Genomic DNA, 21,906 nt, shown 5'->3' on the forward strand with positions numbered 1-21,906 from the left:
CCGGGTCTCGGTGATCGTCAGGGAGGACCGGCCAGGGGCGAAGCGGCTGGTTGCCTACCTCGTACCCTCCGGGGACCTGGACGTCACTGACGTACGTGAGCACGCTGCCGGGCTTTTGCCCGAGTACATGGTGCCGTCCGCGTTCGTCGTCCTGGACGAGCTGCCGCTGACCACGAACGGAAAGGTCGACCGCCGGGCCCTGCCCGCGCCCGACCTGGATACCGCCGAGGAGTACGTGGCCCCGCGTACCGAGACCGAACGCGCTGTCGCCGCCGTGTGGGCCGATGTGCTCGGCATCGAGCGGATCGGCGTCCACGACAACTTCTTCTCCCTCGGCGGGGACTCCATCTCCAGCCTCCAGGTGGTCTCCCGCATCCGGGACGCCTGCGGGGTCGCGCTGTCGCCGCGTGCCCTGTTCGACCGCCCCACCGTGGCCGGCCTGGCGTCTGTCGTCGACGAGGAGCGCTCTTCATCCGAGACCGCTCCCGGAGGTACGGCCGTCCCCGGCACGGTCGTCCCCGTTCCCCGGGACGGTGAGCTGCCGCTCTCCTACGCACAGGAACGGCTCTGGTTCCTCGACGAGTTCGCCGGTGGCAGCGTCGAGTACAACGTAGTGGACGCGCTCCGGCTCACCGGCGCCCTCGACATCGATGCGCTGCGCTCGGCGGTGTCGGCTCTGGTGGCACGGCACGAGGCGCTGCGTACCACTTTCGACTCCGTCGAGGGACGCGGTGTACAGCGTGTGCGTGATGCGGTGGACGTGATGGCGGACCTCTCCATCCGTACCACGGAGGTGAGCGACGAATCGGCCGAGCTGAACGACGTACTGCGTGCGGAGGCCGCGAGACCCTTCGATCTGCGCACCGGACCGCTGATACGGGTTCTGCTGCTTCGCATGCGGAGACCTGGGCCCCCGTCCCGGCCGGAGGCCCCGAACGGCCAGAGCGAGCACACCACGCACGTCCTCGTGCTGTCGATGCATCACATCGTCACCGACGGCTGGTCGATGGGGGTCATCACGCGCGAGCTGAGCGCCCTCTACGCCGCCGCGACACGAGGTGGGGACGACCCTGGCCTTCCTGAACTTCCCTTGCAGTACCCCGACTTCGCCGCCTGGCAGCGCTCCGCCCCGCTGTCCGGTCAACTCCCCTACTGGCGCGCGCAGCTGGCGGGACTCGAAACGCTCGATCTGCCGACCGACCGGCCGCGCCCCGCTGTCCGTACCACGGTCGGCGCGCTGCATTCCTTTGATGTCCCCGACGCGCTGGCCCGCCGCCTGCGGGAGGCGGGCGAAGGACCGGGGCACGGGCACGGGCACGGCCAGGGGCACGGGCAGGCGCAGGGGACGAGTCTGTTCATGACGCTGACGGCCATCACCCAGCTTCTCCTGTCACGGTGGACCGGACAGCGGGACATCGCGCTGGGTACGGCGGTCAGTGGACGGGAACGGGCCGAACTGGAGGATCTGGTCGGCTTCTTCGTCAACACCCTCGTGCTGCGCACGCGCGTCGACGAGTCGCGTTCCTTCACCGATCTGCTCGCCGAAGCGCGTGAGACGGTCCTCCAGGCCTTTACGCATCAGGACGTACCGTTCAGCGTCCTGGTGGACGATCTCGCTCCCGACCGCGATACCAGTCGCACTCCTCTCGTCCAGGCGATGGTCAGCCTCCAGAACATGCCCGACGAGCCGTTGGACCTGCTCGGACTCCACGTGGCTCCGGTGCAGGTGCCCCGCGAGACGGCGCAGTTCGACATCACCTTCGGGTTCCAGGACCACGACGGGAGCATGGCGGCGGGCATCGAGTACAGCACCGACCTGTTCGACGCCGCGTCCATCGAGCGGCTCGCCCGGCACTGGCTGAACCTGGCGGAGGCCGTACTCGCTGATCCGGCCGCGCCGCTGCACGGCATCGACACACTCCCCGCCACGGAGCGCGAAGCCCTGACGCACGGGCACAACCGGACGGCGGTCGATGTGCCGGCGCTCTCCGCCCCGGCTCTGTTCCGGAAGTGGGTGGCGACGACACCCGACGCCCCCGCCATACTGCGCGCGCGCGGCGCCACGCTCACCTACCGCGAACTGGACGCGCGGGCAGCCCGGTTGGCCGGCCATCTGCGCGACGCCGGGATCGGTCCGGAGTCCCGCGTCGCCCTCGTGCTGCCCCGCTCCGTCGACCAGGTGGTCGCCGTGCTGGGAGTGCTCAGGGCGGGGGCGGTGTTCGTCCCGGTGGACCCGTCCTATCCGGCGGACAGGATCGCGTACATCCTCGCGGACTGCGGCGCCGAACTCCTGATCACCCGACAGTCACGGGCCGCCCAACTGCCCCTCCCCGCAGGGCTTCCGGTCCTCGCCGTCGACGCACCGGAGAACGTCCGCGCCCTGTCCGCCCCTGCCGTACCCGACGGCTCGGGTACGCGCGAGACCTCCGCGTCCGCCGCTGAGACGGCAGTCGTCGAGGTGCCGCTCTCCGCCGGGGCGTACGTGATCTATACCTCCGGTTCCACCGGGCGTCCGAAGGGCGTGCTGGTGACCCACTCCGGGCTGGCGAGTCTGGCCGCGACCCAGGCGGAGAAGCTGGGTGCCGGGCCCGGAGCCCGGGTCCTCCAGTTCGCCTCGCCCGGATTCGACGCCTCCTGGTGGGAACTGTCCATGGCGCTGCTCACCGGCGCGACACTCGTCGTGGACGAGCCGGACGCAGGACCGGACGCAGGACCGGACGCAGGACCGGACGCAGGACCGGACGCAGGACCGGACGCCGGACCGGGCATTGGATCGGGCACTGGATCGACCAGCAGGTCCGACACCGGACCGGACGGGCAGACCGCCGACTGGGGCGCCAGGCTCGGGCCCCTCGTCGCCACGGCGGGCGTCACCCACGCCACGCTGCCGCCCGCCCTCGTCGCCGCACTGGATCCGGCCGATCTGCCACCCGTGCTGGTGGTCGCGGGGGAGGCATGCCCCCCGGAGACGGTCGACCGCTGCGCCCCGGGCCGGACGATGATCAACGCGTACGGGCCGACCGAGACCACCGTCTGCGCCACGATGAGCACCGAACTGCGCGCGGGCACCGCCGGGACCCCGCCCATCGGCGCCCCCATCGCCAACACCAGGTCCTACGTGCTGGACGCCTGGCTGCGCCCGGTCCCCGCCGGGGTGGCCGGTGAGCTGTACGTCGCCGGGCACGCCCTCGCCCGGGGCTATCTCCACCGTCCCGGGCTGACAGCGGGGAGCTTCGTCGCCGACCCGTTCGGCTCGGGCGAGCGCCTCTACCGCACCGGGGATGTGGTGCGCCGTCGCGCGGACGGCGCACTGGAGTATGTCGGGCGTCGCGACGACCAGCTGAAGGTACGGGGCTTCCGGGTCGAACCCCGCGAGATCGAGAGCGTGTTGGCCCTGCACGCGTCGGTCGGGCAGGTGACGGTCGACGTCGCGTCCGGCGGTTCACGACTCGTCGCCTACGTGGTGCCCGCGCCCGGGGCAGGGACCACGACCGCAGCCGAGCCCGGGGCAGGGTCCGCGTCCGCGGTGGGATCCGTGTCCGGGGCGGGGTCCGCGGTTTCCGGTGGTGTGGTGGACCCGGCGGTGCTCCGGGAACACGCCGCCGCCGTGCTGCCCGACTACATGGTGCCTTCGGCCTTCGTCACGCTCGACCGTATTCCGCTGAACGCCAACGGGAAGGTCGACCGCGCCGCACTGCCGGCCCCGGACCCGGCCGCCGATGGAAGCGCCGGGTACGTCGCGCCCCGCGCGGGCGTGGAGGAGGTGCTCGCCGGAATCTGGGCTGATGTGCTGGGTGCCGAACGCGTCGGCGCGTACGACAACTTCTTCGACCTGGGCGGCGATTCGATCCTGAGCATCCAGCTCGTCGCCAAGGCGCGGCGCGCGGGAGTGGAGATCTCCTCCCGCGATGTCTTCGCCAGACAGACCGTCGCCGCTCTCGCCGCCGTGGCCTCGGCGGGCCGCCCCGCGGGCCCCGAAGTGCTCGCGGAGCAGGGCGAGTCGCGGGGCGCGGTGGGAACCACTCCGATCCGCGAATGGTTCTTCGAGAGCCATCCCGTGGACCCGGGGCACTTCGCCATGTCGATGGCCTTCGAGCTGACGGCGGAAACCGATACGGCGGCCCTGCGCTCCGCCGTACGCGCGGTGCTCGCCCAGCACGACGCGCTGCGCACCACCTTCACACGTACCCCGGGCGCACTCGATCCCGGAGCCGTCAGCGGCCGTATTCTCCCCGTCAGCGGCATCGACCTCGACGAGGTGTTCGCGGAGCACGACCTGTCCGGCGCGCCCGATCCGGACGTCGCGTGGCAGGAACTGGCGGCAGGCATCGCGGCCCGGATCCGGCTCGACGACGGCCCGTTGCTGCGCGTGGGACTCGCACGGCTGGGCGACGGGCGTCACCCGCGAGTGCAGTTCACCGCGCACCATCTGGTGGTCGACGGCGTCTCCTGGCGCGTCCTGCTGGCCGACATCGAGACGGCGTACCGGCAGGCGCTCGCCGGCCGGCGAATCGATCTCGGCCGGAAGACCACCTCCGTACGGCAGTGGGCGGACCGGCTCGCCGCGCATGTCGCGTCCGGTGGCTTCGACACGCAGGCCGGCTACTGGGAATCGGCGCTGGACGGCGCCGTGACCGAGCTGCCGGTGGACACACCAGGGGGCGCGGGCACCGTCGCCGACGAGGCCGTGACCATGTGCGCGCTGAGCGCCGAGCAGACCGACGCACTGCTCCACCGCGTGCCCGCCGCGTACCGCACCCGTACGGACGAGGTGCTGCTCGCCGCCCTCGCACGCACACTGCGCGGCTGGACCGGGCACGATCGCGTCGCCATCGACCTGGAGGGCCACGGCCGCGAGGAACTCTTCGACGACATCGATCTGACCCGTACCGTCGGGTGGTTCACCTCGCTGTATCCGGTGGCTCTCGCCCTGCCGTCCGGTGAGGACTGGCGGGCGAGCATCACCGCCGTCAAGGAGCAGCTCCGCGCCGTACCCGACCGCGGAATCGGCTACGGGGCACTGCGCACCCTCGGCGGCACCCCTGCCGCTCCCGACACCAGCACCGACACCAGCAGCGGCACCAGCCGTGGCACAGGTACAAGCGCGACGTCCGTGGACGCGCTGCGCGCGCTGCCCGGCCCACGGATCTCCTTCAACTACCACGGTCAGTTCGATGTGGTGGGACGGGACGAGGACAGCGGCCGGGACGGCGAGAACGGCCTGTACCGCGCCGAACTCCCCGACGCGGGCGGCGATCGCAGCGGTCGCGAGCGCCGCAGCCACCTCCTGGACGTCGTCGGCGGAGTCCAGGACGGACGTCTGACCTTCGCCTGGACGTACTCGCCGGGGCTGCACCGCGAGGAGACGGTTCGCCGCCTCGCCGCCGCCTTCGCCGCCGAACTGGCCGGGTTCGTCGCGCACTGCGCGGAGCCAGGCGCCGGCGGATGCACCCCTGCCGACTTCCCGCTGGTCGCCCTCACCCAGGACGAGGTGGACCGGCTCGCCGGGGACGGGCGTGACGTGGAGGATGTCTATCCGCTGACACCGCTTCAGGCCGGGATGCTGTTCCACACCCTCGCCGAACCGGACGAAGCCGCGTACCTGGAGCAGTTCGCCTGCGTGCTCGACGGTGTGACGGATCCGGACGCGCTGGCCCGCGCCTGGCAACGGGTCGTGGACCGGTCGGACGCGCTGCGGATCTCTGTCGCCTGGCAGGAGGTGGAGCGTCCCGTACAGGTGGTGCGTCGCCATGTCCGGCTGCCCGTACGGGTGGTGGACTGGACCGGCTGCCCGGAGGCGGAGCGCGCGGCCAAGGTGGCCGGCGTCCTCGCGGAGGAGCGGGAGCGCGGCCTTGACCTGGGGACGGCCCCGCTGACGCGGGTCCTGCTGGCACGTCTTCCCGGCGGCCGAACGCAGGTGGTCTGGACGTTCCACCATCTGCTGCTCGACGGGTGGAGCAGCGCCGCGCTGCTCTCGGATGTGATCGCCGAGTACGCGTCACTCACCAACACGCCGGAGCCGCCCCTCCCAGCGGCGCCGCGCGGTCCGTTCCGCGACTATCTGGCGTGGCTGGCCGACCGCGACCACCCCGAGGGTCGCGCGTACTGGCGCGGACGGCTGACCGGTTTCACCGAGCCGGTGGCGCTCCCGTACGACCGCCCCGCCGCGTGGGCGCACCGCGGCCGGTCCACCGCGCGGGTCGAGGTGCCTCTCTCCCCAGCGTCGGCGAGCCGCGCCGCCGGGTTCGCCCGACGTCACCGGATCACCCTCAACGCCCTTGTGCAGGGCGCCTGGTCGCTGCTCCTCGCGCACCACGGCGGGACGCGGGACGTGGTGTTCGGGGCCACGGTCTCCGGGCGTCCGGCCGAGCTGCCCGGCGCGGAGGAGATCCTCGGGCTGTTCATCAATACCCTGCCGGTACGTGTCGACGTCGACCCGGACCGTCCGCTCGTCCCGTGGCTGCGCGACATCCAGGAACGGGCCTCCGAGGCCAGACAGCACGAGTACGTGGCGCTGCGCGATGTCGAGACCGAACTCCCCCCGGGCGCACGCCTTTTCGAGAGCCTGGTGGTGTTCGAGAACTATCCGGTGGACGGCGAGGCGGCGGCCGGACACGGCATCGCACTGCGCGACGTGGATGCCGTCGAGGCCACGAACTACCCACTCACCCTGATCGCGGGAGCGGGAGCGGGAGCGGGAGCGGGAGCAGGTGCAGGCGCGGGGGAGAACGACGGGCTGAGCATGACGCTGGCGTACGACCCGGGGCTGTTCGACGCCCCCACCGCCGACCGCCTGGCCACCCATCTCGCCCGGATGGTCGAGGAGTTGTCCGTCGGGACGGAGGCGGACGCGGACGCGGAACTGGGCACGGGCCCGCACGCCGACGCGGACCTGGCCATGCCCCCGGCCACGGACCGCGTGCTGGGCGACATAGCGCCGCTGTCGGTGTACGAGACGCGACGCGCGGCCCGCTGGGGCATGGGCATGGCGGCGGCGCGGCCCGAGCCGCTGGGGGAGTGGTTCGCCCGGCGCGCGACGGAGCACCCCGACGCACCCGCCGTGGCCTGGGGCGGTGAGGAACTGTCGTACCGGGAACTGGACCGGCGGGCGAACCGGCTGGCACGGCTGCTGCGCGCTCGCGGCCTGCGCGGCGAGGCACCGGTCGCGGTACTGCTGCCGAAGTCGGTGGAGTGGGTCGTCGCGGTGCTCGCGGTGGTGCGCGCCGGCGGCGTCTACGTACCGGTGGACCCGGCGTGGCCGACGGACCGACTGCGGTACGTTCTCGAAGACTGCGGCGCCGGAATACTTCTGACGGACCGTCAGTACGCTCACCGGCTGCCGGCGGGTGTCGGCGCGGCGGTGCTCGTCCCCGTGGACGATCCGGCGGTGGCCGCGGAACTGGCCCGCCACTCCGTCCTGCCTCCTCGGGTCGCGGTGCCGGTGACCGCCGCGGCGTACGTGATCTACACCTCGGGTTCGACAGGGCGGCCGAAGGGCGTCGTCGTGCCGCACACCGGACTCACCTCGCTGGCCGCGTCGCTGGCCGACGGCTGTGCGGCCGATGGATCCACCCGGGTCCTCCAGCTCGCGTCGCCGGGGTTCGACGCCTCCGTACTGGAACTGCTGCTGGCCTTCGGCGGCGGGGGCACGCTCGTACTGCCGTCGGTCGACGGGCCGCTCGCCGGGGAGGAGCTGGCAGGCGTGCTGGAGGAGGGCCGGGTGACCCATGCCCTGGTGCCTCCGACCGTCCTCGGCAGCATCCCGCGGGGGCGCGCCCCCGAGCTGCGGACGCTGCTCGCGGGCGGCGAGGCCTGCGGCCCCGACCTGGTGGAGCGCTGGGCCGATGGCGGCAGGACGATGGTGAACGCCTACGGCCCGACCGAGACCACGGTCGTCGCGACGATGAGTGCCGCGCTCGCGCCCGGCGGCACGCCGCCGATCGGCGGGCCGGTGTCGGGAGCCGCGGTGTCCGTACTCGACGGGCGGCTGCGGCCGGTGCCGGTGGGCGTGCCCGGAGAGATGTATGTGGCGGGCGCCGTGCTGGCCCGGGGATACCTGGGGCGGCCGGGACTGACGGCGTCCCGCTTCGTGGCCGACCCCTCGGGCGGCGGCCGGCTGTACCGTACGGGCGACCTGGCACGCTGGCGGGCCGATGGCCAGCTGGAGTACGTGGGACGCGCGGACGACCAGGTGAAGGTGCGCGGACTGCGGATCGAGCTGGGAGAGATCGAAGCGGTACTCGCCCGGCACGAGGCGGTCGCACGGGCGGCGGTGACGGTGCGCGAGGACAGGCCGGGCGTCAAACGCATCGTCGCGTACGTGGTGCCCGAGCCGGGAAGCGCGTACGGGGTCCCCGGTCAGCGAACGGAACCGGCGCCGGAGCCTCTCCCGACAGCCGCGAAGGAGTCCGGCGCGACAGCCACGCCGGAGACCTCGCCGAACGCTCTGTCGGCCGAGGCGCTGCGCGCCTTCGCGGGCGCCTCCCTGCCCGAGTACATGCTGCCCACCGCTTTCGTCACCCTCCCCGAGCTGCCGGTCAACGCCAGCGGCAAGATCGACCGTGCCGCGCTGCCGGTGCCCGATCCCGCCGCGGACCGCGCCGCGCACACCCCGCCGCGTACGGAGACCGAGCGCGCCCTGTGCCGGATCTGGGCGGACGTCCTCGGAGTCGACCAAGTCGGCGTCCACGACAGCTTCTTCGAGCTGGGCGGCGACTCGATCCTGAGCATCCAGGTAGTCTCCCGGGCCCGCCGTGCCGGCCTTGAGCTGTACTCCCGGGATGTGTTCGTGGGACAGACGGTCGCCGGTCTGGCGGCGGAGATGGACGCCGCCCGCGGCTCCGCCACCCCCGCCCCGGCAGGCGAGGAATCCGAGGCGGGGCCGTTGCCGCCCACGCCCGTCGCGGAGTGGTTCTTCGCGACACACACCACCGCCCCGGCGCACTTCGACATGACGATGTCGTTCGAACTGGCCCCCGACGCACAGGAATCGGCCCTGCGCGGGGCGGTGGCGGCGCTGCTCACCCGGCACGGCATGCTGCGCGCGGTCTTCGCGCCGACCGGTGCGGGCGGCTGGTCGGGACGCATCCTGGAACCGGAACTCGTCGGCGAGGAAACGGTGTTCACCGCCCACGAGCTGGCCGACGCGACCGATCCCGAGGCGCGGTGGGACGCGCTGGTCCGGGACGTACAGGCGGGGTTCCGGCTGGAGACCGGGCCGCTCTTCCGTGTGCTGTTCGGGACGCGCGGTCCCGGCCGGTCGCCCTGGCTCACGGTCGTCGCACACCACCTCGTGGTCGACGGCGTCTCCTGGCGCATCCTGCTCGACGACCTGGAAGCGGCCTACGCGCAGGCCCTGGCCGGGGAACCCGTCGTACCGCGGCCGAGGACCTCGTCCGTACGGCAGTGGGCGGAACGCCTCGCCCGGCGGGTCGCCGACGGCGGGTTCGACGGACAGCTCGACCACTGGCGAGCGGTCACCGACCCCGCCGCCGTGCCCCTCCCCGTGGACCGCCCCGGGGCGGCCAACACAGGCGCGGAACTGGACGCCGTCGCGGCGACGCTGAGCGCCGGGCAGACACACGCCCTGCTCAACCTCGCCCCCGGCCGCTACCGCACGCAGATCAACGACGTGCTCCTCGCGGCGCTCGCGCGCGTACTCGCCTCCTGGACCGGCCGGGACCGTACCGTCGTCAACCTGGAGAGCCACGGACGCGAGGATCTGTTCGACGACATCGATCTCTCCGGCACCGTCGGCTGGTTCACCGCGATCCATCCCGTGGCGCTGGAGGCGACCGTGGACGCCGGCTGGGACCAGACGATCAGATCGGTCAAGCGGCAGCTGCGGGCGGTCCCGGACCACGGGGTCGGCTACGGCGCGCTGCGCGCGTTCAGCGCCCCCGGAACCCCGGGCCGTACGCTCGCCGCCGAAGCCGCGCGGGAGCCGCGCATCAGCTTCAACTACCTCGGCCGGTTCGATGTCGTGAGCGGTCGCGGCAGCGTAGGCGACGGGCTGATCCGTTCCGAACTGGACCTGTCCGGAAGGGACTTCAGCCTGGAGGAGGAGCGCCCGCACCTGATCGACGTGGGCGCGGTGGTGCAGGACGGCCGGCTCACGGTCACCTGGTCGTACTCGTCGGCGATGTACGAGCGCGAGACCATGGACGGGCTGGCGACCGCCTACGCGCGGGCGCTCGGGGAGATCGCGCGGAGCGTGGAGCGGACCGAAGAGGGCTGACGCACGGGGACGCCGGGACAGGCGTTCAGGGCGGTGGTTCAGTTACCCGCGGCGGGCGGGCGAAGTCGTCCGCCGCGGGCGTCGTTTAGGCGTACGGCGGCGGTTCAGGCGCACACGGCAGCAGACTGAGGTACCGACGAAGCCCGTTGAGGCTCCTGCGCCAACCGACGCAGGAGCCTCAACGGGCTTCACGGCCACCCGCACCAGAGGTGCGGGCAGCCGCAGCAGAGTTTCAGGCCCCCGCCGTGTCCGACCGTTCCGCGCGGCGCAGCAGCAGCGCGGCGAGCAGTCCGCCCGCCAGTACCGCGACCGCGCCCACCAGCTGACTGGTCTCCAGGCCCGACGCGAAGCCCTCGGTGACACGCCGCTTCTCCTCCGCGTCGTGCGCGGCGGCGAGCGCCGTCGGCAGCGACGCCGCGCCCACCGCTCCCGGGACGAGAGCCGCGAAGCGGGAGTTCAGCACCGCGCCCAGAGTGGCGACGCCGAGGCCGTTGCCGAATTCGCCGAGCGTGCCGTTGACGCCCGCGCCCACGCCCGCCTTCTCCGGAGGGATCGCGCTCATGATCGCGTTGGCCATCGCCGGCGAGGCGAGCGCGATGCCCGCCCCCATGACGACCAGACCGAGCAGCATCCCGGAGTACGCGTGTCCGCCGAGCAGCGCGATCGCGGCGAGACCGGCGGCGAGCATGCTCATCCCGGCGGCGATGGTGACCGGAGTGCCGAGCTTGGGCAACAGCCGGGCACCCACGCCCACGACATTGAGGGCCACCACGGTCAGCGCCAGGGGCGCCGTACGCAGACCCGCCTCCAACGGCCCGTATCCCAGCACGAATTGCAGATGCTGGGTGAGGAGGAACAGCGAGCCGCCCATGCCGAAGGCGATCAGCACCGCGCCCGCCACCGCCCCGACGAAGCGCTGGTCGCGGAAGAACCGCATATCCAGCATCGGGTACGGGATCCGCAGCTCCCACGCCACGAACCCGGCCAGGACGGCCAGGCCGATGCTCGCGGAGGTGATCACATGCCCGGAGGCCCAGCCGTGCTCGGGACCGGAGATGATCGCGTACACGACGCCCGTCATCCCGATGGTGGAGAGCAGCGCCCCGAGCAGATCGGGCCGGTCGCCCTCCTTGGTCTTCGATTCCGGTACGAGGGCGATCACCGCGGCCAGGCCCATCACCGCGACCGGGATATTGATCAGGAAGATCGCGCCCCACCAGAAGTGGTCCAGCATGACGCCGCCGACCAGCGGGCCCACGGCGAATCCGAGCGAGTTGACAGTCGCCCAGAGGGCGATGGCCCTGACCCGCTCCGTCTCGTCGAAGATCTGCACGACGACGGCGAGCGTCGTGGTGATCAGCAGCGCGCCACCGACCCCCATCCCCGCGCGCGCCGCGATCAACTGCGCGGTGGAATCAGCGAGTCCGGCGACCAGCGAGCCGATACCGAACAGCGCGAGACCGGCGATCAGCATCTTCTTGCGGCCGTAACGGTCCGCGGCGCTTCCCGCGGTGAGCAGCAGGCCCGACTGGACCAGCGAGTACGCGTTGATCATCCACTGCACGTCGGTCGTGGACGCGTCCAGCTCCCTGGTGAGGGAGGGGATCGCGACATTCAGCACGGTGTTGTCGAGCAGCACGGTGAGCTGGGCGAGACAGATGACGCCGAGAATGAGCCAGCGCTGCGGATGGCCCGTCGGGGCCTTGCCGGCTTCGGTGGTCGTCGCCGTCATACAATCCTGCCTTCTGGTCCGGTGGTCACGGTTGCCCTGTGTCCTGCCGACCCGGAAGCGGGGGAGACACCACGGACGCGGACGCGGGACCGCGCCGCTCGCCCACCCTCCCGGAACCGCGCGAAGCCGGACAAGGAGTTTCCGCACTGCCCGAAACGCGCGACGGCCGCGCGACCGCGCCTTTCTCTCTCCCTCGCCGCCGGAGCGCACGCCGGTCGCATGCCGGTCGAAGGGCGGATCGGGCCCCGCATAGGGTGGGGGGATGCAGGAGCAGTACCGAACCGTCGCCCGCGCGGGCGTGCACGAGACCGAGATCAACCGGTCGCGCTTCATCTGCGCGCTGGCGCCCGTGGCGACGGAGGAGGAGGCGCAGGAGTTCGTCGCCGGCGTCCGCAAGGACCACCCGACGGCCACGCACAACTGCTTCGCGTATGTGATCGGCGCCGACGCCTCCGTGCAGAAGGCCAGTGACGACGGCGAGCCCGGTGGTACGGCGGGGGCGCCGATGCTCCAGATGCTGATGCGACGCGAGGTGCGCTACACCGCCGCGGTCGTGACCCGCTACTACGGCGGGGTCAAACTCGGTGCGGGCGGTCTGATCCGGGCGTACGGCGGAGTCGTCGGCGAGGCCCTGGACGCCGTCGGCACCCTGACCCGGCAGCGTTTCCGGCTGGCGACCGTCACCGTCGACCACCAGCGCGCGGGCCGGCTGGAGAACGATCTGCGGGCGACCGGGCGTGTGGTGAGGGACGTGCGGTACGCCGAGGCGGTGACGATCGAGATCGGCCTGCCGGACTCCGAGGTGCCTGCGTTCCGGGCGTGGCTGGCCGATACGACGGCGGGTACCGCCGAGCTGGAACTGGGCGGAGAAGCCTTTGCCTGACGCGTACGACCAGAGCAGCGCGTACGACCAGAGCAGCGCGTACGGCGAGGACAGCGCGTACGGCGAGCGCGGCGCCCGCGACGAGTACAGCGCACACAGCGCACACAGCGCACACAGCGCACACAGCGCACACAGCGCACACAACGCGTACGACGAGTACGGCGCCCGCGCGGTGTCAGGTATGTCCCGCGTCTCTCGCCCGCTGGAGGGCCGGTCTTGAGGATTCTGCACACGTCGGACTGGCATCTCGGGCGGTCGTTCCACCGCGTGAACATGCTCGACGCCCAGGCCGCGTTCCTCGACCACCTCGTGGCCACGGCCCACGACCGCGAGGTGGACGCCGTCGTCGTCGCGGGCGATGTCTACGACCGGGCCGTGCCTCCGCTCAGCGCGGTGGAGCTGTTCGACCGGGCCCTGCACCGTCTCGCCGATGCCGGCGTCCCGACCGTGATGATCTCCGGGAACCATGACTCGGCCCGCAGACTCGGCGTGCTCTCCGGACTGGTCGAGCGCGCGGGGATCCATCTGCGGACCGACCCGGCCGGCTGCGCCACGCCCGTCCTGCTGAAGGACGCGCACGGCGGGGTGGCCTTCTACGGGCTGCCCTATCTCGAACCGGCCTTGGTACGGGACGAGTTCAAGGTGGCCAAGGCCGGCCACGAGACGGTGCTCGGCGCCGCGATGGAGCGGGTACGGGCCGACCTCGCGGGACGCCACGCGGGCACCCGCTCCGTCGTTCTCGCGCACGCGTTCGTCACGGGCGGCACGCCCAGCGACAGCGAGCGCGACATCACCGTGGGCGGTGTGGCGGCCGTGCCCTCCGGAGTCTTCGACGGTGTCGACTATGTCGCCCTGGGGCATCTGCACGGCGCCCAGACCCTCACCGAACGTGTCCGTTACGCGGGCTCGCCGCTCGCGTACTCCTTCTCGGAGACCACACACCGCAAGACGATGTGGCTGGTGGAGCTGGGCCCGGAGGGCGGGATCGAAGCCGAGCGGATCGACTGCCCGGTGCCGCGCGCCCTGGCCAGGATCCGGGGCACGCTCGACGAACTGCTCGACGATCCGGCACTCGTCCGCCACGAGGAGTCGTGGGTCGAGGCGACCCTGACCGATCCCGTACGCCCCGCCGAGCCCATGGCCCGGCTCGCCGAGCGTTTCCCGTACACACTCAGCCTCGTCTTCGACCCGGAGCGGAAGGACGACGACCCGCGGTCCTCCTACGCGCAGCGTCTCGCCGGCCGTACCGACCAGCAGATCGCGGAGGACTTCGTGGCGCACGTACGGGGTGGATCGGGGCCCGACGAGCCCGAACGCGGCGTGCTGCGGGCCGCCTTCGAGGATGTGCGGGTCGACGCGACGGCGCGCGAGGTGACCCCGTGAGGCTGCACCGGCTGACCATCACCGCCTTCGGGCCCTTCGCCACCACCGAGGAAGTGGACTTCGACGCGCTCTGCGCCGCCGGGCTCTTTCTGCTGCACGGACCGACCGGTGCGGGGAAGACCTCCGTACTCGACGCGGTCTGCTACGCGCTGTACGGCGCCGTGCCGGGCGCCCGCCAGAGCCCCGGGGCCACTCTCCGCAGCGATCACGCGCCCGCCGGGACCCCCACCGAGATCGGCCTCGATCTGACCGTGGGCAGCCGGCGGCTGGAAATCGTCCGACGGCCCGCGCAGCTCCGGCCGAAGAAGCGGACGAAGGGATTCACGACCGAGAAGGCGCAGAGCCGGCTGCGTGAGTACGACGCGGAGAGCGGCACCTGGCGGGCGCTGAGCCGCTCCCACCAGGAGATCGGCGAGGAGATCGGCCAGCTGCTCGGGATGAGCAGGGAGCAGTTCTGCCAGGTGGTGCTGTTGCCGCAGGGCGACTTCGCCCGGTTTCTGCGCGCTGACGCGGAGGCGCGCGGCAGACTGCTCGGCAAGCTCTTCGACACCCGCAGGTTCGCCGCGGTCGAGGAGCGTCTCGCCGAACTGCGGCGCGCCGCCGAGCACCGGGTACGCGCGGGTGACGACCGGCTTCTCGCCGTCGCGCAGCGCCTCGCCCAGGAAGCGGGTGCGGGCGACGACCGTACGGCGCAGCCCCCGGACAACCGTACGGCGCAGCCCCCGGGCAACCGGGCGGCGTCACACCCAGGCAACCGTACGGCGCGGCCCGCGGGTGACCCTACGGCGCCGCCCCTGCCCGAACTGCGGCCGGGCGACGCGGGGTTCGCCCCCGCGGTTCTGGAGTGGGCGGCGGTCGTGCGCACCGGCGCCCACGAGTGGTCCGACATCATCGAATCCGCTCTGTCCGCCGCCGGGAGCCGCGCCGCCGCGGCCCGGAGCGCGCTGGACGCCGAGCGTGAACTGGCCACACTGCAAGGCCGGTTCGCGGAGACACGGCGCCGCGCCGAAGCACTGGAGGAGCAGCGCGCCGAGCACGAGCGGGCGCGGGCCCGGCTGGAGCGTTCCCACAAGGCGGAGTTGGTCGCCCCGGCGCTCTCGCTGCGCGCCGACGCCGAACAGGCACACCGCTCCGCCACCGCCGAGCAGGCGCGCACCCGCACGCTGCTGCCCGCCGGCCTCACGGACGCCGGAGCGGAACAACTCGCCGCGCTGGCAGGGAATCTGCGGCAGGAACTGGGCGCGCTCGACGCCGCCCGACGCGCCGAGCACCGCGACGCCGCGATCACGGCCGAGCGCGCCGACCTGGACCGGCAGGCGCGGGCCGACGACGAGGTCCTCCAGGAGGCGGCCGACTGGCTCGCCGGGTGGGAGTCCCGACGCGGCGCCCTCCAGGACCGTATCGAGGCCGCACAGGAGGCGGCGACCCGCGCCGAACAGCTCGCCGGACAACTCGACCCCGCACGCGACCGGCTGGACGCGGCCCGGCGGCGTGACACCCTCGACGCGGCGGCCTCCGAGGCCGGGCAGCGGCTCAACTCGGCCCGGGAACAGGCCAATACGGCACACGAGCACTGGCTCGACCTGCGCGGACGACGGCTGGCCGGCATGGCGGCCGAGCTGGCCGCCCGGCTCGTCGACGGCGAACCCTGCGCGGTGTGCGGCTCCGCCGCTCACCCCGGCCCCGCACAGGCCGCCGACGGCCAGGTCGACCCCGCGGCGGAGGACGCCGCGCTGGCGGCGTACCGGCGCGCCGACGAGACCCGCGGACTCGCCGAACGCGAGCACACGGCGGTACGGGAGCGACACGCGGCGGCCCGCGCGGCGGCCGGCGAGTCGAGTGTGGCCGAACTCGCCGCGCTCACCGAACGGCTGGAACGGGAACACACCGAGGCCCGCCGCGTCGCCGCCGGTACGCACGCGGCCCGCGAGGCCCTGGGCCGCGCCGAGCGTGAGTACGAGGGCAGGCTCACCGCGCAGCGCGAGGCCGAACGCCGCGTCGCCGCCCGTACGTCGCGACGCGACGCCCTCGACAGTGAACAGAGCGCGCTGCGGTCCGAGTTGAGCCGCGCCCGGGGAGACGCGGACAGCGTCGCCGAGCGCGCCGCGCGGCTGGCGGACCGGGCCGGCCGTCTCGCCGAGGCGGCCGAGGCGGTACGCGCCGTCGAAACCACCGCGCTCCGGCTCAAGGAGGCCGACGGCCGACTCGCGGGAGCCGCCTTCCGGGCCGGGTTCGACACCCCTGAGGCCGCGGCGGACGCCCTGCTCACCGACACCGACCGGCGGGAGCTCCAGCACCGGCTGGACGACTGGCGGGCCGAGGCCGCCGCGGTCGCCGACCGGCTCGCGGAACCGGAGACCCGGGCCGCCGCGGATCATCCGCCCGCCAGAACAGAGGCCGCCGCGGCGGCCCACGACGCCGCCGAACGTGCCCTGCGCGACGCGTCGTCCGCCGCGGCCACCGCCGGAGGCCGACGCGCCGAGCTGGGCAGACTCTCCCGGCTGGCCGAGGCCGAGGTACGCGCGCTCGGCCCGGTGCGCGACGAGTACGACAGGGTGGCCCGTCTCGCCGGTCTCACCGCGGGCACCTCCACCGACAACGAACGCAGGATGCGCCTGGAGTCCTACGTCCTGGCCGCCCGCCTCGAACAGGTCGCGGCGGCGGCCACCGTACGGCTCCAGCGCATGTCCTCCGGCCGCTACGCCCTGGTCCACTCCGACGCCAGAACGGGCGGCCAGCGGCGCTCCGGGCTCGGGCTCCAGGTCATCGACGCCTGGACCGGCAGCGCGCGCGACACCTCGACACTCTCCGGCGGTGAGACCTTCTTCGCGTCCCTCGCGCTCGCGCTCGGCCTCGCGGACGTCGTCACCGACGAGGCCGGCGGCGTACGGCTGGACACCCTCTTCATCGACGAGGGCTTCGGCAGCCTGGACGACCAGACGCTGGACGAGGTCCTGGACGTCCTCGACTCGCTCAGGGAGCGCGACCGCAGCGTCGGCATCGTCAGCCATGTCGCCGATCTGCGCCGTCGCATCCCCACCCAGCTGGAGATCGTCAAGGACCGCCACGGCTCGGCGGTCCGGCAGGGGACACAGAGATCCCTCTGAGAAGAGACCTGTGAAGAAGACCTGTGAAGAAAACCGGATGACAACGGCCGGCCCGCACCGCAAGATCTTTGCCCATGCCCGCACTTGAGCCCCCCGCCCCCGAAGCACTCCGCCGTGACCCGCTGCCGCTGCGCGGCCGTACCGCGCTGGTCACCGGTGCCAGCCGGCGTGGCGGTATCGGATACGCGGTCGCCCGGCGCCTCGTCGCGTACGGCGCGAGCGTGTATCTCCATCACCATGTGCCGCACGACGCCGCACAGCCCTGGGGCTCCGATCCGGACGGACCGGAAGGCGTCGCCGCCGCCGTACGGGAGGCGCGCGCGGATCCGGCGGCGCGGGTGGTGCACGGCCCCGCCGATCTGTCCGGGGCCGAGGCGCCCGCCGCGCTGATCGCCACCGCCGCCGAGGCGCTCGGCGGGCGGCTCGACATCCTGGTCGCCAACCACGCGCTCAGCGGTGACGACGGCACGCTCGACACCATCGACGCGGCGATGCTCGACGCCCACTGGGCGATCGACACCCGGTCGGTGATCCTGCTCATCCAGGCCTACGCCCGGCTGCGCGCGACGCTCCCGGCCCGTACGCCCGGCGGCCGGGTCATGATGATGACGTCGGGCCAGGACATCGCGGGCGGGATGCCGGGGGAGATCGCCTACGGTCTGGCCAAGGGAGCCCTCGCCTCCGCGACCCGGTCGCTGGCCACCACGCTCGCGGAGCGGGCGGTGACGGTCAACACCGTCAACCCCGGCCCCGTCGACACGGGTTACCTGACGGGTGCGGCGTACGAGGAGATCGCGGCGATGTTCCCGGGCGGTCGCTGGGGGATGCCCGACGACCCGGCCCGGCTGATCGCCTGGCTGGCCACCGACGAGGCCGAGTGGATCACAGGTCAGGTCATCGACTCCGAGGGCGGCCTCCGCCGCTGACCGCAGCCGACGGGGCGGGGCCGGCCGGGCTCATGCCTGTGGCCCGCGCCCGGCCCCTCTCCGTAGGCACCTCGTACGGAGAGGGGCCGCTGCGTACGTACCGCCGCATACGTACCACGTCGTACGCGGCGCGTCGTACGAACCGGCGCGGGGTCAGAGCTTCGACAGCTCGTCCACCAGATCGTCGAGACCCAGCGAGCCCTGCGACAGCGCGGCCATGTGCCACGCCTTCGCGTCGAACGCGTCGCCGTGCGCCCTGCGGGCGTTCTCCCGGCCGAGCAGCCAGGCGCGCTCGCCCAGCTTGTAGCCGATCGCCTGGGCAGGCATCGACATATAGCGGATCAGCTCGCTCTCCACGAAGTCCGCGGGACGGCCGCTGTGGTTCCCGAAGAACTCCTGCGCCAGCTCGGGCGTCCAGCGCTCGCCCGGGTGGAACGGCGAGTCCGCCGGGATCTCCAGCTCCAGATGCATGCCGATGTCCACGATCACCCGGCAGGCGCGCATCATCTGCGCGTCCAGATAACCGAGCCTGCGCTCCGCGTCCGGCAGGAAGCCCAGCTCGTCCATGAGCCGCTCCGCGTAGAGCGCCCAGCCCTCCGCGTTGGCGCTGACCTGACCGACCGAGGCCTGGTAGCGGGAGAGCTGATCGGCGACATGGGTCCACTGCGCGATCTGGAGATGGTGCCCGGGAACACCCTCGTGGTACCACGTGGAGACCAGGTCGTACACGGGGAAGCGGGTCTCGCCCATCGTCGGCAGCCAGGTGCGGCCGGGCCGTGAGAAGTCCTCGGAGGGGCCGGTGTAGTACGGGGCCGCCGCGCCGCCCGGCGGGGCGATCCGGGACTCCACGCGCCGTACCCGCTCGGCGAGTTCGAAGTGCGTGCCGTCGAGCGCGTCGATCGCCTCGTCCATCAGCTTCTGGAGCCAGACCCTGACCTCGTCGACGCCCTCGATGTGCTGTCCGTGCTCGTCGAGATGGGCCAGCGCCTCCCAGGGGGTCGCGCCCGGCAGGATCTTCGCGGCCTCGGTCGTCATCTCGGCGCGCAGCCGGTGGTACTCGGACCAGCCGTACGCGTACGCCTCGTCCAGATCCAGATCGGTGCCGTTGAAGTACCGTGACCAGCGGGCGTACCGCTCACGGCCCACGGTGTCCGGGGCACCCTCGACGCCGGGTGCGTACACGTCACGCATCCAGTCCCGCAGCTCCGCGAGGGCGGCGGTCGCGGAGCGTGCGGCGGCGTCCAGCTCCGTACGGAGGGCCTCGGGCCCGGCGGAGACGAAGTCCTCGAACCAGCCGCGCTCCTCGCCCACCCACTCCGTCAGCTGGCCGATGAAGGTCGCGGTGGGCCGGGGACCGCCCAGCAGCTTGCGCTCCAGGCCCAGGGCGAGCGATTCGCGGTACCCGGCCAGCGCGGTGGGCACGGCCCGCAGCCGCTCGGCGATCGCCGACCAGTCCTCGTCCGTCTCGGCCGGGGTCAGCGGGAACGCGTCGCGGAGATGGTGCACGGGCGAGTGGATATTGCTGACCTGCCGCAGCCCCTCCTCGGCGTCGTGGACGGCGAGTTCGGCCGTCAGACGCTCACGCAGCAGCCGGGCGCAGCGCCGCTCGGCATCGCTGTCCGCGCCCGGCAGTGTTTCGGCCACATCGAGCCGGGCGAGCGTCGCCCGGCCGAGATCGGCGACAGCCTGCTGTCCGGCCGGCGAGAAGTCGGGCAGGCGACGGGAGCTCTCCGCGACGCCCAGATAGGTTCCGGTGATCGGATCGAGTTCGATGAGTGCGTCGACGTAGGCGTCGGCGACCTGGCGGGGCAGCGCGCTGCCGGATGTGTCTGACATCCGGACATCTTCTCCGAGAGGGCACCCCGCGTCACATCTTTGATTCCGGCGGACCGGCCGGATTGGCCGATGACGGCGGCGTCGGGGGACCGCCGTCCCCCGACGCGGGAGCAACCGGGCCTCGGCGTGGGCGACTTCGGGCCGCGCGGGGAAGCCGGGCCCTCGGGCCACGGCCGATTTTGGCCGGATCACGACGTAGCCGCTGCCCCGGAACCCCCATTGAGCGATCGGTCCGCGATCGGTCCGCGATCGGTCCGCTATGGGTCCGTTCAGCGATCGGCCTGCTCGTGGTCGAACATCTCGGGGTCGCCGTACGGAGGCAGCACCCGCGCGGCCGTCGGCTCCAGCCGGGCCGTGATGACCAGCGTTCCTTCGTCGATCTGGTAGTCGAGCGGCAGACCGAGATCCCGCATGGTCGCGACCATGCCCGTGTTGGACGCCTGTGTGACGGCGTACACGCTGGCGCAGCGGGCCTCGACGGCGAGCGCCACGAGCCTGCCCAGCAGTTCGGCACCGATACCGCGCCGCTGCCAGGCGTCCTCCACGATCAGCGCCACCTCGGTCTCGTCGCCGTCCCAGAGCAGATGGCCGAGGGCGACGAGCCGGCCGGATTCCGTCTCGACCGCGAGCGTACGTCCGAAGCGCGGGCTGAGCAGATGGTTCAGATAGCGGTCGGCGTCACCGACCGGCCCGTGGTAGCGCAGGCCCAGGGTCCGTTCGGAGCAGCGGGCGTGCATGGCGAGCGCGGCGTCGAGATCGCCGCGGTCGGCGCGGCGGACGGTGATCTCCTCGCCCTCGGGCAGCATGAGCACATCCTGGCCGCGGGGGATCCGCGGGCCGAGCCGGGCGTCCAGTTCGACCAGCGCGCGGGCCCGCGCGAACTCGGTCGGGGTGAAGGGCAGATAGGGACGCTCGACGATGATGCTGCCGCCGTGCGGGTCGTTCAGCCGCATCTCCGTCCCGTCCAGCACCCCTTCGACGGGCGCGCTCTCACCGGCCGAGCGGTCGGCGAGGGATCCGGCCGGACGCGAGCGGATCGTGCAGCGGCCGAGCAACTGGCGCAGCGAGAGCGGCAGTTCGGCGGCGTCCAGGGCCGTACGGGTGGCGAGGCCGAGCACCCGGGTCGGGGTGTCCACCAGATCGTGCGCGTCGGCGCGCTCGATCCACGTACTGCTGCCGCCCGCGGCCGAGATCTCCCGGGTGAGGTCCTTCGCCCGGAGCGCGGACGGGGCGCGCAGCAGGAACTCGTCCACGGTGCCGTCGGCCAGCGGATGCGTCTGGAGGGTGAGGATGTCGACATGGTGAGCGGCGAACGCCGTGCACAGCGCGGCGAGGCTCCCCGGCTCGTCCCGCACGGTGGTCCGCATGCGCCAGAGCGTCGTCTCCACCGGTTGCGCCGGGGTCGCACCCTCCCGTGCGTCCGACGCCGACGCCGACGCGGGCGCAGAGGTGGCGGGGGCCGGGCTGTCGGACGGCGGAGGGGCATGACCGTGCCTTCGTGCCCACCATGTGTGGAACATGGCCGTGGCGATCAGCGCCACGGCGGAGGCGACCAGCAGGAACGTGCCGTCGGGTCCATGAGCGATCATGTTCGCCAGGGCGTCGGCGACGGCCACGGCGGTGAACAGGGCGGCCAGTTCGACGAGGTCCCGCCGCCAGTGGTGCGGGCGGCGGACACTCTTCGCAGAAGTCACATTGGTCATGGACCCACTCTGACGGAATGGTGTTGCGTGATCACGAACGGTTTGTGACTGATGGGTTAAGGATGGATCTGTTCGCTTTTGGCCTATCTTTGGCCAAAT

9 protein-coding genes are annotated in these 21,906 nt (G+C 72.6%); 6 read left to right on the forward strand and 3 right to left on the reverse strand.

The annotated features are described in order from the left end of the window. Positions 1–10 precede the first annotated feature (10 nt). Complete coding sequence (locus tag CU044_RS15625; protein WP_240045627.1) at positions 11–10,237, forward strand: non-ribosomal peptide synthetase; 10,227 nt, start codon at positions 11–13, stop codon at positions 10,235–10,237. 232 nt (positions 10,238–10,469) lie between these two features. Here the strand turns inward: CU044_RS15625 and CU044_RS15630 are convergent, their stop codons facing one another. Continuing rightward, positions 10,470–11,969 carry an MFS transporter gene (locus tag CU044_RS15630; RefSeq protein WP_129769191.1) on the reverse strand — a complete coding sequence of 500 codons (1,500 nt, stop codon included), beginning with the start codon at positions 11,967–11,969 and terminating at the stop codon, positions 10,470–10,472. A gap of 262 nt (positions 11,970–12,231) precedes the next feature. Here CU044_RS15630 and CU044_RS15635 point away from each other — a divergent pair, with 262 nt between their 5' ends. The 5 genes from CU044_RS15635 (at position 12,232) to CU044_RS15655 (ending at position 18,268) form a co-directional block, all read left to right on the forward strand. Then, positions 12,232–12,852, forward strand: a complete 621-nt coding sequence (locus CU044_RS15635) for a YigZ family protein (protein ID WP_129769192.1) — start codon at positions 12,232–12,234, stop codon at positions 12,850–12,852. Next, positions 12,845–13,072 carry a hypothetical protein gene (locus CU044_RS15640; RefSeq protein WP_129769193.1) on the forward strand — a complete coding sequence of 76 codons (228 nt, stop codon included), beginning with the start codon at positions 12,845–12,847 and terminating at the stop codon, positions 13,070–13,072. The genes CU044_RS15635 and CU044_RS15640 overlap by 8 nt, the downstream gene beginning before the upstream one ends. After that, positions 13,069–14,235 (forward strand): exonuclease SbcCD subunit D, encoded by a 1,167-nt coding sequence (locus CU044_RS15645; protein ID WP_129769194.1) that lies wholly within the window; start codon positions 13,069–13,071, stop codon positions 14,233–14,235. Before CU044_RS15640 ends, CU044_RS15645 begins: the two co-directional genes overlap by 4 nt. Beyond that, the gene (locus CU044_RS15650; RefSeq protein WP_129769195.1) at positions 14,232–17,342 is read left to right on the forward strand and encodes an SMC family ATPase; all 3,111 of its coding nucleotides are present in this window, start codon (positions 14,232–14,234) and stop codon (positions 17,340–17,342) included. The genes CU044_RS15645 and CU044_RS15650 overlap by 4 nt, the downstream gene beginning before the upstream one ends. Positions 17,343–17,416: 74 nt before the next feature. Continuing rightward, a complete protein-coding gene (locus CU044_RS15655) occupies positions 17,417–18,268 on the forward strand; it encodes an SDR family oxidoreductase (RefSeq protein ID WP_129769196.1) in 852 nt (283 codons plus the stop codon). Between the two features lie 153 nt (positions 18,269–18,421). On the opposite strand, the gene CU044_RS15660 is transcribed toward CU044_RS15655, so the two are convergent. Both CU044_RS15660 and CU044_RS15665 read right to left on the reverse strand, forming a co-directional pair. Then, positions 18,422–20,104 carry a DUF885 domain-containing protein gene (locus tag CU044_RS15660; RefSeq protein WP_129769197.1) on the reverse strand — a complete coding sequence of 561 codons (1,683 nt, stop codon included), beginning with the start codon at positions 20,102–20,104 and terminating at the stop codon, positions 18,422–18,424. Between the two features lie 269 nt (positions 20,105–20,373). After that, entirely contained in the window at positions 20,374–21,807 is a 1,434-nt protein-coding gene (locus CU044_RS15665) for a GNAT family N-acetyltransferase (RefSeq protein ID WP_129769198.1), read from the reverse strand. Positions 21,808–21,906: the final 99 nt, after the last annotated feature.

Source organism: Streptomyces sp. L-9-10 (assembly GCF_004151105.1).
Lineage (GTDB): Bacteria > Actinomycetota > Actinomycetes > Streptomycetales > Streptomycetaceae > Streptomyces.